This is a genomic window from Acidobacteriota bacterium (assembly GCA_040754075.1).
Taxonomy (GTDB): Bacteria; Acidobacteriota; Blastocatellia; order UBA7656; family UBA7656; genus JBFMDH01.
The window spans coordinates 121,527-134,804 of the sequence record JBFMDH010000011.1 but is presented as its reverse complement, the minus strand read 5'-3'; the positions used below and the strand labels follow the sequence as shown (position 1 = coordinate 134,804).

General features: G+C 53.8%; 6 protein-coding genes. 4 read left to right on the top strand and 2 right to left on the bottom strand.

All coding sequences use genetic code 11. The features are described from left to right. Nucleotides 1-12: 12 nt before the first annotated feature. The 3 genes from AB1757_13995 to AB1757_13985 are packed head-to-tail and all read left to right on the top strand — an operon-like array spanning nucleotide 13 to nucleotide 8,022. Nucleotides 13-2,691 (top strand): ABC transporter permease, encoded by a 2,679-nt coding sequence (locus tag AB1757_13995; GenBank protein ID MEW6128148.1) that lies wholly within the window; start codon nucleotides 13-15, stop codon nucleotides 2,689-2,691. Further along, nucleotides 2,688-5,348, top strand: coding sequence for an ABC transporter permease (locus AB1757_13990; GenBank protein MEW6128147.1), 2,661 nt, complete (start codon nucleotides 2,688-2,690; stop codon nucleotides 5,346-5,348). The genes AB1757_13995 and AB1757_13990 overlap by 4 nt, the downstream gene beginning before the upstream one ends. A gap of 19 nt (nucleotides 5,349-5,367) precedes the next feature. Next, nucleotides 5,368-8,022 carry an ABC transporter permease gene (locus AB1757_13985; protein MEW6128146.1) on the top strand — a complete coding sequence of 885 codons (2,655 nt, stop codon included), beginning with the start codon at nucleotides 5,368-5,370 and terminating at the stop codon, nucleotides 8,020-8,022. A 152-nt stretch (nucleotides 8,023-8,174) separates the two neighbouring features. On the opposite strand, the gene AB1757_13980 is transcribed toward AB1757_13985, so the two are convergent. Then, complete coding sequence (locus AB1757_13980; GenBank protein ID MEW6128145.1) at nucleotides 8,175-8,909, bottom strand: lysophospholipid acyltransferase family protein; 735 nt, start codon at nucleotides 8,907-8,909, stop codon at nucleotides 8,175-8,177. A 467-nt stretch (nucleotides 8,910-9,376) separates the two neighbouring features. On the opposite strand from AB1757_13980, the gene AB1757_13975 reads away from it, so the two are divergent. Continuing rightward, complete coding sequence (locus AB1757_13975; GenBank protein MEW6128144.1) at nucleotides 9,377-11,377, top strand: putative Ig domain-containing protein; 2,001 nt, start codon at nucleotides 9,377-9,379, stop codon at nucleotides 11,375-11,377. Between the two features lie 95 nt (nucleotides 11,378-11,472). On the opposite strand, the gene AB1757_13970 is transcribed toward AB1757_13975, so the two are convergent. After that, entirely contained in the window at nucleotides 11,473-13,062 is a 1,590-nt protein-coding gene (locus AB1757_13970) for a sulfatase (GenBank protein ID MEW6128143.1), read from the bottom strand. Nucleotides 13,063-13,278 lie beyond the last annotated feature (216 nt).

The window sequence follows — 13,278 nt, the reverse complement described above, 5'->3', positions numbered from 1 at the left end:
TCGGATGTTGGATTGAACGCATTAGGTAAAAGTGGAATTTCGCTGAAGCCGCATCTGTGGCTCATTCATTTGATTGGTGTGATAGTGCCGCGCCGCCTGCGCGCTGATTGGCGACAGGAATGGGAAGCCGAACTGCGTTTTCGCGAGATGTTGCTTAGCGAGTGGGATAACTTGAATTGGCAAACCAAACTCGATTTACTGCGGCGCAGTCTCGGCGCATTTTGGGATGCGCTGCTTTTGCAACCTCAGAGATTGGAGGATGAAATGTTTCAAGACTTACGCTTCGGTGTGCGAATGTTACTGAAAAAGCCCGGCTTTACTGCTGCGATTGTGCTGACGCTCAGTTTAGGCATCGGCGCCAACGCGGCGCTCTTTTCAGTGGTTAATGGGGTGCTGCTTAATCCCTTGCCTTACCCGCAGCCCGAACAACTGGTGACCCTGCATCAGAGCAAACCGAATTTCGCGACCGGCGCGATACCCTATCCGAATTTTCGCGACTGGCAACGCCTGAATCAGACATTCGCGGCGATGGCGATTTCACGCGGCGCGAATTTCAGTTTGATTGGTACAGGCGAAGCCGAGCGCGTCAGCGGGCGGCGGGTGTCGGCGAATTTCTTCTCTGTGCTTGGGGTTGAACCGGTCATGGGGCGCAACTTTGAAGCGCGCGAAGATGAGCGCGGCACGGCACCTGTGGTGCTCATCAGCGCGGAACTTTGGCAGCGCAAATTCAGCGCCGCGCCGGATGTCACAGGCAAAAGCCTGACGCTCGATGATCAGAGTTACACGATTGTCGGCGTTCTGCCGGCAGGTTTTACGCTCTATCGCGGCACAGATGTCTATGTGCCGATTGGGCAGTGGGAAAATCCCGCCTTGCAAAATCGCAGCGCTGCTCTGGGATTGCATGGCATTGGTCGGCTCAAACCCGACGTGACGCTCGCGCAGGCGCAGGCAGATATGGACGGGGTGATGCGGAATCTGGCTGAGGCTTACCCGGATGCCAATCGCGGCAATGGCGCGGCGATTATCCCGCTCAAAGACCGGTTAGTCGGCGCAGTCAGACCGATTCTCTGGACGTTGCTTGGTGCGGTCGGGTTTGTCTTGCTGATTGCGTGCGCGAATGTCAGCAACCTGTTGCTGGCGCGTTCGACCGGCAGAACCCGCGAATTTGCCATTCGCGCGGCGCTTGGTGCCGGACAATGGCGGTTGATTCGGCAACTGCTGACTGAAAGTATGCTGCTGGGGTTAGCGGGCGGCGGCCTTGGGCTGGCAATTGCCGCCTGGGGTACGAAAGCCGCGCTTGCCGCGTTGCCTGCTACCTTACCGCGCGCCGATGAAATCGGTCTGGACGGGCGCGTGCTGCTCTTTACTTTTGCCATATCGCTTTTCACAGGCGTGCTTGCGGGACTGGCTCCGGCGTTTAAAGCCCGGCAATGGAGTTTATCGGAAGCCCTCAAAGAAGGCGGACGCGGCACAAGTGGCGGACGACACCGCGCGCAAGCGATGCTGGTTGCCGTCGAGATGGCGCTGGCGCTCGTCCTGCTCATCGGCGCGGGGCTGATGATTCGCAGTCTGAATGCGCTCTGGAGTGTCGATCCGGGCTTTCGACCGGACAATGCCTTGACCTTTAATATCAGTCTTCCGCCCTCAATGAGAAGTCTCGCGCCGGAAGCTGCGAGCGCCGCTTTGCGCGACCTCAGTGACCGGATTGCTTCAACGCCGGGAATCAAAGCGGCATCACTCTCGGTGGGCGCTTCTCCCATGCTGAGCGAAGACGACCGCTTCTTCTGGCTCAATGACCAACCCAAGCCTGCCAGCACCAGCGAGATGCATATGACGCTCACCTATCGCGTCGAACCCGGCTATCTGACAGCAATGGGCATTCCGCTTAAACAGGGGCGCTTTTTCACCAATCAGGATGATGAACGCGCGCCGCCCGTGGTGGTGATTGACGAGGTTCTCGCCGCGCAGTATTTCCCCGATGTAAACCCCATCGGTAAGCGCATCAATCTTGGGGATGACCGTGGCGCATTAGAGATTATCGGGGTGGTCGGGCATGTCAAGCAGTGGGGACTTGATGGCGATGACAGAGAGACGCTACAGGCGCAACTCTATGAACCGATGCGGCAATTAATCGGCAGCCCTTCGGAGGTGAGCGTCGTCGTGCGCGCCCAGGGCGTTGACAAAAACCCGACGGCGCTGCTCGATTCAATCCGCCAGGTCGTACAGGCGCAACATAACCAGAACATCATTTTCAGACCGCAGACCTTGAATGAAGTAATTGCTGTGTCGCTTGCCTCGCAACGTTTTTCGATGACCCTGATCAATATCTTTGCCGCCGTGGCATTGCTTTTGGCAAGCATCGGTCTTTACGGGGTCATCTCTTATCTCGTCGGACAGCGCACTCAGGAACTCGGTGTTCGTATGGCGCTCGGCGCACAGCGTCAAAATGTCTTGCGCCTGATTATCAACCACGGCATGAAGGTCGCACTCGGTGGCGTTGCGCTGGGACTCGTGGCGGCGTTTGGCTTGACACAACTCTTGACAGAAATGCTCTACAGAGTGAGCGCCACCGACCCGCTGACCTTCACAAGCATCACGTTGTTGCTCATCGCCGTGGCGCTCTTTGCCTGCTTTATTCCGGCGTGGCGGGCAACCAAAGTCGACCCGATGGTGGCGCTCAGGCACGAATGACTAATTTGAGATTGAACGCATTAGGTAAAAGTGGAATTTCGCTGAAGCCGCATCTGTGGCTCATTCATTTGATTGGCATCATCGTGCCGCGCCGACTGCGCGCCGATTGGCGACAGGAGTGGGAAGCCGAACTGCATTTTCGCGAGATGTTGCTTAGCGAGTGGGATAACTTGAATTGGCAAACCAAACTCGATTTACTGCGGCGCAGTCTCGGCGCATTTTGGGATGCGCTGCTTTTGCAACCCTACAGATTGGAGGATGAAATGTTTCAAGATGTGCGTTACGGACTGAGAATGCTATTGAAGAAGCCGAGCTTTACGGTGATTGCGGTTTTAACTCTGGCGCTTGGCATTGGCGCTTGCACGGCAATCTTCAGCGTCGTTGATGCAGTGCTGCTTCGTCCATTGCCTTATCCGCAAGCGGAAAATCTTTTGAGCCTCAGAGAGGTCGATGCGCAGGGGCGACAAATCACTTTTGCGGCGCGAAATTTTCAGGATGTTGCAGAGCGCAATCAAACGCTTGTTGCAACCGCTCAATACAACACGCAAATTACCACAGTCCTTGGCGGCAGCGAACCTGTGCGCACATCGGTAACCTTTGTGTCGCGCGACTTCTTTAAAGTGCTTGGCACTCAGCCCGCCGTCGGACGCAGTTTTTTGCCTGAAGAAAATCAAATTGGCGGCAATCCTGTCGCCGTTGTGAGCGCCGGGTTCTGGAAAAAATTACTGAACCGCCAGAGTGATTTGTCGGCAACAAGCTTACGCATTGATAACACCAATTACACTGTCGTTGGGGTGATGCCGGACGAATTCAACTTTCCGAAAGACGCCGAAATCTGGTTGCCCGCCGAAGTGGAACCTTTCAATTCATCGCGCACCTCGCACGGATGGCGAGTGATTGGGCGTCTCAATGAAGGCATTTCACTTGCGCAGGCTCGCCTGGACCTCAGCACCATTGGCAAACAACTGCGACAGGAAAACGATGGAAAAATCGATTTGGTTGACCTTGCGGCGATGCCTTTGCAGGAAGCCCTGGTCGGTTCATCAAGCAGTACGTTGTTAGTGATGTTGGCGGCGGTCGGCGTGCTGATGCTGATTGCCTGCGCCAATGTGGCGAACCTCTTGCTCGCGCAAATCACCACCCGCCAGCATGAATTCGATGTGCGGGCGGCGCTTGGCGCAACCCGCTGGCGACTGGCGCGGCAATTCATAACCGAAAGTTTGATGCTTGCGGCGCTCGCCGGCAGTTTCGGGGTGTTGCTTTCCTTCTGGGGCGTGCAAGCATTACTGAGTCTCAATCAGGATAATTTGCCGCGCGCCGAAGAAATCGGCATCAATACCCGCGCCCTGGTATTTACATTGGCGCTTTCAACGCTGGCTGCCGTCGGGTTGGGACTGGTGCCGTTGTTGCGTTTTGGCGGGAGCGATTTACACGCCGGTTTGAAAGAAGCCGGGCGCGGGAAAACCGCCAATGCCGCGAGCCATCGTCTGCGCAGCTTGCTGGTGGTGACGCAAGTCGCTTTGACTTTAGTGCTGCTGGTGGGCGCGGGGCTTCTGGGTAAAAGCTTTTTGAAATTGCTCAGCATCGATCCGGGCTTTCGTACCGATAATGCAGTGGCGATGGAAATATCCGTGCCGGTACAGGGTGGCGCGAATGATGCGCAAACCCGCGCCTATTTCTATCAACAACTGCTTGAACGGGTGTCAAGTCTACCGGGGGTTACGGCGGCAGGCGGCATCAATGGATTGCCGATGACCGGCGGCGCTCCCAACGGGCAGTTTTTAATTGATAACAATCCGGACTTGAAAGGCTATGGCGAATTGCGCATTGCCACACCCGGCTATTTCAAAGCGATGGGCATTCAATTGCTGCGCGGGCGCTTGCTCGCCGATAGCGATGGCTCCGATACCCAACACGTCGCGCTCATCAGTGAATCACTGGCGCGTCAGTATTGGCCTAATGAAGAGCCGCTCGGCAAACACCTGCAATATGGCAATATGGATGGCGACCGGCGTTTGCTGCAAATTGTCGGCGTGGTCAGTGATGTGCGCGAATTCGGACTCGACGCCAACCCGCGACCGACGGTTTATGCGCATTATCTGCAACGTCCGCGTCAAGCCTGGAACTTCACGATTGTCTCGCGCACCACTGGCGACCCCAGCGCCTTGATTCCTGCCATGCAATCCACTTTGCAATCTTTGAATCGCGATGTGCCGATGAAATTCCGCACCCTGGCACAAATTTTCTCTTCATCGCTCGACAATCGCCGTTTCAGTCTGGTGCTGTTTGGGGTGTTTGCCGTTGTTGCCTTGCTGCTTGCGGCGCTTGGCATTTACGGCGTGACCTCGTATGCCGTCACTCAGCGCACCCCTGAACTCGGTTTACGCCTGGCGCTTGGCGCGCAAGGTCGCGATGTTTTGCGACTGGTCATCGGGCAGGGGATGAAAGCCGTGCTTGCCGGATGCGTTATCGGTTTAGCGGGGGCGGTAGCGGTGATGCGATTGATAGCCCATCTGCTTTTTGAAATGAGCGCCACCGACCCGCTGACCTTTGCAACGATTGTCGTGGTTTTATTGTTAGTGGCGCTCACTGCCTGCTGGATACCGGCGCGCCGCGCCATGAAAGTTGACCCGATGGTGGCGCTCAGGCACGAATGACCGATTTGCGGAGTAGCCAATGCAATCTATCGAACCGTCAAGATTGAAAGCCCATCTGTGGCTCATTCGTTTGATTGGCATTATCGTGCCGCGTCGCTTGCGTCTGGATTGGCGGCAGGAATGGGAAGCCGAGTTGCGCTATCGTGAACATTTGCTTGCCGAATGGGACAACTTGCATTGGCGAAACCGCGTGGATTTGTTGCGGCGCAGTTTCGGCGCGTTGGTGGATGCCTTGTTTTTACAACCTCAGCGAATGGAGGATGAGATGTTTCAAGATGTGCGTTTCGGTGTGCGAATGTTAATGAAAACTCCAGGGTTTACGTTGGCAGCGTTTTTATCTTTAACCATTGGTATCGGCGCCACGAGCGCGATTTTCAGTATCGTCAACGGCGTGTTGCTTAAGCCCTTACCTTACCTGGAGCCTGACCGCCTGGTTCGTTTGTGGCACAGCAAACCGCAAGCCGGGATGACCGATATGCCGGTTTCCGGCGGCAATGTTCAAATCTGGCGCGAACGCGCCCAATCCTTTGAAAGCGTAGCGGCGTTTTCGCCAGCCACATCGGTTATCACCGATGAATCGGAAACCGAGCAATTGCAGGGCGCAAGAGTCAGTTACAACCTGATGCCCCTGCTCGGGTTTCAACCGCTACTTGGACGGGGTTTCGTGGCTGATGAAAATAAATCGGGAAACGATAAAGTCGTTCTGCTCAGTCATCAACTCTGGCAACGACGATTCGGCGCAGATGAAAGCATCATCGGTCGTTCGATTACTTTGAATCACACCAATCAATACACGGTTGTCGGCGTGATGCCGCCGGAGGTGAGCTTTCCGGGACAAAGCGAATACTGGATACCCGAAACTTCGACAGTCAGCGGCAGACATGATATGCGCGGCAGCGGTGTGATAGCGCGTCTCAAATCCGGCGTCACGGTTGAGATGGCAACCAATGAAATTGCTTTAATCCATCAGCAACTACAGGAGCAGATTCCCGGTGATTACCAGGACTGGGGCGTCAATTTGCAACCGCTGCATGATTCGATTGTCGGCAAAGTGCGCCCGACCTTGTTAATTTTATTTGGCGCAGTGGGTTTTGTGCTGTTGATAGCCTGCGCCAATGTTGCCAACCTGTTGCTGGCGCGCGCCGTAAAGCGCCAAAAAGAGATGGCGATGCGCGCCGCCCTTGGCGCAAGGCGCGGGCGGTTGATTCGCCAGTTGCTGACGGAAAGCACCTTGCTCGCTCTGTTTGGCGGCGCAGGCGGCGCACTGCTTGCACAGGCGATGGTCAAAGGGTTGATTGCCCTCAACCCGCCCGATGTGCCGAGGCTTACGCAGGTGAGCGTCGATGGACGGGTCTTTGCCTTCATGTTTTTTACGACGTTAGTGGTCGGATTAATCTTCGGATTGGCTCCGGCGTTCCATTCATCCAAACCCGACCTCAATCACGCGCTAAAACAGGGCGCGACTTCAACGATTGGGCGTAGACGCTGGCTGCGGCGTTTCGGCTTGCGCGATTTACTGGTTGTTTCGCAAACTACGCTCGCGGTAATTCTCATGGTTGGCGCGGGACTTCTGATGAAAAGTTTCATCAGATTGCAACAGGTGGAACTCGGCTTTACGCCTACACGGGTCATCACCATGAGTTTGCTGCCGCCGCTCAATCGGTTTCCCAAAGATTACAAAACCGCGAACTATTACCGGCAGATGCTTGATTCAATCAATGCCTTGCCGGGGGTTGAATCGGCAGCGGCGATGACCTCTGCGCCTACCACTGGCGCGTTTATGAGCGCGCCGATTTTAATTAACGGGCAACCTGCGCCGCTTAATGCCGACAGTCAACGCGCTTTTGTTTCCGTGGTCAGCCCCGATTATTTTCAAACCATCGGCAATCCGTTAAAAGCCGGGCGCTGGTTTACCGATGCCGATAACGAAAGTGCGCCGCCTGTGGCAATCATCAATGAAACCCTGGCGCGCCGCTATTTCGCGGGTGCAAACCCTATCGGTCAACGCATTGCGCTGAAAGGGGAACCGGAGAAATGGCTGGAAATTATCGGCGTCACAACTGACGTCAAACAGTTCGGACTCGCACGGGAAAACCAACCGGGCTTTTATCAATCCTATCAACAAAAAGATGTCTCATTTATGACGCTTGCGGTGCGCACCACCGCCGAACCCGAAACTCTGATTGCGGCATTGCGCACACGCATTCTGGAAGTCGACAAATTTACTGCCATCACGCGAGTTCGCACGCTCGAACAATTACTCGCAGATTCCGTTGCGCAACCGCGATTTTACCTGCTTTTGCTGGGGCTTTTTGCTGATATCGCGCTGGCGCTGGCGGCGCTCGGCATTTACGGATTGATGGCTTACACGGTCAACCAGCGCACCCATGAAATCGGCATCAGGCTGGCGCTTGGCGCAGGCGCGCAACGAATTTTGCGATTGATTGTCGGGCAAGGCTTCGCGCTGATTTTGTTTGGACTTGCGATTGGCATGTTTGGCGCATATGCCTTGACGCGGCTGCTGACCGATTTGCTTTTCGCTGTGAGCGCCACCGACCCGACGGTATTTATCCTGATTGCCTTTACGCTGATGACGGTTGCGCTGATTGCCTGTTTGATTCCTGCGCGCAAAGCTGCGCGCACCGACCCGATGGTGGCGCTCAGGCACGAATGACCGGTTGATGTCGTCTATGCAGTCGGAGACGCCTTCAGCGGGCAATTGCTAAATCAAGTTGACGGCTTAGGGTTTGCGTGAATGGCGCGCGTTTGCAAGGTAAAATTTATCTTAGGATTGAATGGATAAAACGAATTGGGCGGATTTAAAAATTATTGCGTTGTCGTTCCGGCTTCTTCGGCGCTCAGTGCCGAATAGATTTTTTCCCGCGTGCGCTGCATCAGTTCCGCGACATTTTCTTTCGAGTACCCTTTGGTGCTGATGGGTTGGTGAATGGTGATATGAACAGTTGACGGGTAAACATTGAATTCACCTTTGGGCATCACCCGCGTCGCGCCCGAAACCGTCACCGGCACAATCGGCACCCCTGCATCAATCGCCATAATGAACGCGCCTTTTTTAAACGGTAACATTCTGCCGTCAGGCGAGCGCGTGCCTTCCGGGTAAACCATATAAGATTTGCCTTCGCGAATATATTGGGTAGCGAGTTTGGCGCTTTCAACCGCCGCCGGAGAATTGCTGCGATCCACGGGCACCACTTTGATTAAACGAATGCCGGTGCCGAATACCGGATATTTGAAGACCTCTTTTTTAGCCAGGTACGCGGGGTTGCGCCCAAGGTAGGTGACGAACAAAGGAACCTCGATAAAGCTTTGGTGATTGGGGGTGAAAATATAAGGTTGGTTGGGGTCGAGGCGCTGCAAACCTTTGACTTCGATTTTGACGCCCACGAGCGCCAGTCCGATTCGGACAAACAGGCGCACCGGTTCGTAAATAAAATTTTCATTGCCGGTCAGTTTACAAAGCAGAATGATGACGGGACCGATGAGGGCAATTGCCGTAAACCAGAAAATGACTAAAAAGAGTCCGCGAAGTTTAGCGATCATCCGTAAAAATCACTACCTCAAATATGTAATCGGGAAATGCTCAAGCGACGAGGCGCAAGCCTATCAAATAAACTGCCGCGTGTCATGAAAGCGAAAGCAAATTTTAGCGGAATCGGTATCACGGTTTTCTCAGAAAATGCTTCGGCGCAAAATTAAGGTGGGCTTCCCACCGGATACAACGGATGCTGCGGATAATCGCAGGTGATTGCAAGGCGAAAAAATGCGGCATAGATACGCGCCTAAGCAAACGGGCAAAGGGCTGTTGATAATTTCAAAGGCGCATCATTTCTATTGTTTGTTACAGGCTTTTTGTTACAATCCGGGCAAGCCTTTTCCTCACCGGGCTGAACCAATGAATCAATAATTTGCTCCCGCATTTGATTCAACAAGACAAACAGCTAATCAACCTCACGGGAATAATTTTGAAATTTTCTCTTTGCCCACATTCGTTTGAGGAGATGGTTACCTTGAAAAAAATAACGACACTTTTTCTGTTTACGCTGGTCGCAGCCTTTTTCGTTAGTTTCTTTTATCCAGGCGCAAAAGCGCAGGGCAATGTTTACGAAGTCGGCGCCGATAAACCTTACACCTCAATCGGCGCGGTTCCCTGGGAGAGTTTGCAAGCCGGTGACACGGTGTTGATTTACTGGCGTTCGACGCCTTACAAAGAAAAATTTGTTATCTGTCGGCAAGGCACGGCGGCGGCTCCCATCACCGTGCGCGGAGTTTCGGGTCCAAACGGCGAACAGCCCGTCCTTGATGGCAACGGCGCGACCACACGTTCGGTATTGAATTACTGGAATCAAAATCGCTCGGTCATCAAAATCGGCGGCGCAAATGTTCCCGCCGATACTTTGCCGAAATACATCACCATTGAAAATCTCGACATACGCAGCGCCCGCCCGCCTTACACCTACACCGCGACAAACGGCGCAGTGCAGGCTTATGTCAATAACGCCGCCTCGATTTATGTCGAGAAGGGCGAAAATATCACTGTGCGCAATTGCACATTGCACGATTGCGGCAATGGCTTTTTCGTGGCATCAAGCGACGCGCTGGCATCAAGAAACCTTCTCGTCGAAGGCAACTACATTTACGACAATGGCAATGTCAACAGCATCTATGAACACAACAACTACACGGCAGCCATCGGCATTACTTTTCAATACAACCGTTTCGGTCCCTTGCGCGCCGGTTGTCTCGGCAACAACCTCAAAGACCGTTCGGCGGGACTGGTGGTGCGTTACAACTGGATTGAAGGCGGCAACCGGCAACTCGATTTGGTCGATGGCGAAGACAGTTCATTGATTCGCGGTCAGGCGAGCTACCGCGAAACTTTTGTTTACGGCAATGTGTTGATTGAACCGGCGGCAGCCGGCAACCGGCAAATCGCCCATTACGGCGGCGACAGCGGCGCGACGGCAAATTATCGCAAAGGGGTTTTGTATTTTTACAACAACACGATTGTGTCAACGCGCACCGACCGCACGACGATAATGAGACTTTCGACCAACGAAGAGACCTGCGATTTTCGCAACAACATTACCTATGTGACGGCTGCGGGAAATACCTTGTCGCTGCTGGATGACACCGGGGTTTTGAATATGACACGCAACTGGTTCAAGCCCGGATATGTGAATTCATTCAGCGCCATGACCGGAACCGTGAATAATGACGGAACCTCTGTGCTTGGTTCATCGCCGGGATTCGTTGATGAAGCCACACAGGATTATCACCTCGCAACAACTTCCGGTTGCCTCAATGCCGGGGCGCAGTTGCATTCACGGGCGTTTTTAACCAACAACCTGACGCGCCAATACGTCAAGCATCAAAGCGGCGAAGACCGTTTGAATGATGGCATCCTGGACATCGGGGCATTTGAACGTCAGGGTTCTACACCACCACCGCCGCCTGCATCACTTACGATTACCACGACCAGCGTGCCTGCGGGAACCGTCAATACCGCCTATTCGACGACCTTTGCGGCAACCGGCGGAGTGACGCCTTACAGTTGGTCTGTGGTGAGTGGCGCGTTGCCAAATGGATTGCAATTGAATTCCGCGACCGGCGTATTGAATGGAACGCCGACCACCACGGGAAGTTATACGTTCACTGTGCAGGTGAGCGATGCGCAAACGCCACCGGCGACGAATGCGAAACAATTTTCTCTAGTGGTCAATGCGCCGCCGGTTGCGACGCTCAACATCACGACAACCAGTTTGCCGAATGGCAAAATCGCAGTCGCCTATCAGCAAACCTTGCAGGCGACCGGTGGCGTGTCGCCTTACAGTTGGTCGCTGGCGTCCGGCGCGTTGCCGAAAGGACTCACGCTCAATTCGGCAACCGGTGTCATCAGCGGCACACCAGTGAAAAAAGGGACGTGGAGTTTTGTCGCGCGTGTGCGTGACAGTCAGGCAGTTCCGGCAAGCGATACGCAGGCGCTCACCATCAAAGTGACGCGCTTTTAGAATTATCAACCGTTCTGGCGAATGACCGACTCTGGCAGTGTTCAGGCGATGAGCAATTGAGGAGTGCGGATATTTTATCGGCGCTCCTCGTCTTTTCATTGCCGGTCGTTTTTTTCGCGCATCAGATGAGCAGGGAAATCCGCCGGGCGACTGCCGCTTTTGCGACGGAGGTTCGCTTGTCTTCCACGGTCAGGATAGAGCGGAATGTACATGCCTCTGGTTTCATCAAGCAAATCGAAAAGCTGTTGATTGAGTTGTCTGATTAACCCTTGATGTTCGGAACGATTAATGAGATTGGTGGTTTCCAACGGGTCAGCCTGCATATCGAAGAGTTCATCGCTGTCCCAAATACCTTGATAGTGAATGTATTTGTACCGCCCGGTGCGCAACGCATGCATGGTTGGAGTATGGGGAAAGTTGCGTTCCCAGAAATACTCATACAACAGAGCCTCGCGCCAATTCACCTGTTTATTTTGCAGGAGTGATAAAAAACTTCGACCATCCAGGTTCGCGGGCGCTTTGAGTGCTGCGGCTTCCAGTATGGTCGGCGCGATGTCGATGTTTGCAACCACCTGATTGATCTCAGCGCCGCCTTTGAATAATTCAGGGCAATGGGCAATCATCGGCACGCGCATGGATTCTTCGTAAGCCGTGCGTTTATCAATCAAGCCGTGTTCCCCGAAAGCGAATCCGTTATCGCCCATATAAATCACCAGCGTCGAATCAAGCAGATGGTTTTCTCTGAGCCACTGCATCACGCGCCCGACGCTGTCATCGACGCCCAGCAAAGTTTCAGCATAACGCTTGTAGTATTCGCCGATATTGAGGTCGCTGTGATAAGGGAAATCGACGCCGTGCCAACTGTTGCGCTGATTCTGTACCCACATCGGAAAGCCTCTGCTTAGTTCCGCTGACATGGTTTTCGGCGGCGTGAAAGTTTTATTTTGCCCGCGCCCCTGGTGCCTTTCCGCGGGGACGAAATCGGAATGCACGCCTTTGTGTGAAAGGTAAAGCATAAAGGGTTGGTTGCCTCGACGCTGATTGAGCCAATCAATCGCATAATCTGTGAGTTCGTCGGTGATGTAGCCGCGTTGCGGGACGCGCTTGCCGTTTACATTCAAGCCGTTGGGATTTGGTAAATAAGTGCCTTGTCCTTTGAAACTCACCCAGTGATTGAAGCCGCGTTGCGGGTGATCAATTTCGCCACCCATGTGCCACTTGCCGATAAAGGCTGTGTCATAACCGGCGCGTTGCAGGTATTGCGAAAAGAAGGTGAGGTCAGCCGGTACGGGATTGTTGTTATCAACCACGCGATGGCGATGAGCATAGAGTCCTGTGAGAATGGAGGCGCGGCTCGGCGAGCAAAGCGCCGTGGTCACAAACGCATTTTTTAAATGCGCGCCGGTGCGCGCCATCTCGTCGAGGTTTGGCGTTTCGATAAACGGTTGACTGTGCAGAAAACCGAGCGCGTCATAACGATGGTCATCCGTGAGAATGAAGATGATATTGCGCGGTTTGGTTTTCGGCAGTCGCGCGAGTCGTAAACCAGCGGAGGCGCTTTTAGGTGACGCGCGCGGCGCGCGAGTTTGCGCAGGCGCGATCATTGCAATCATCTGCACGAACGCTAATAAACCGACACCCAGAGCCAGCAATTGTTGAACTTTACTCCGATGATTCAAGCGCATTCTTTTCACCGCCTTTTTCAAGGATTGATTTGGCGGGCTTATACAATGCTCATCCAACCATGTCAAGTTATCGGTTGAAGCCGTTCGTGGGTTCAGCGCCAGCGTCTTGCTTGTCCACCCTGAAATCAATAAGATTGCGCCGCAATTTAAAATTCGTTGTTAAATTGTTTCTTAAAAATCTCAACACCTTTTAAGCGAACCAGTGGAAAACTTTTT

Excerpts from the sequence above, each read along its gene's own strand:
- AB1757_13980 (MEW6128145.1), bottom strand. The coding sequence starts at position 8,909 with ATGATCGCTAAACTTCGCGGACTCTTTTTAGTCATTTTCTGGTTTACG.
- AB1757_13990 (MEW6128147.1), top strand. The coding sequence starts at position 2,688 with ATGACTAATTTGAGATTGAACGCATTAGGTAAAAGTGGAATTTCGCTG.
- AB1757_13970 (MEW6128143.1), bottom strand. The coding sequence starts at position 13,062 with ATGCGCTTGAATCATCGGAGTAAAGTTCAACAATTGCTGGCTCTGGGT.
- AB1757_13985 (MEW6128146.1), top strand. The coding sequence starts at position 5,368 with ATGCAATCTATCGAACCGTCAAGATTGAAAGCCCATCTGTGGCTCATT.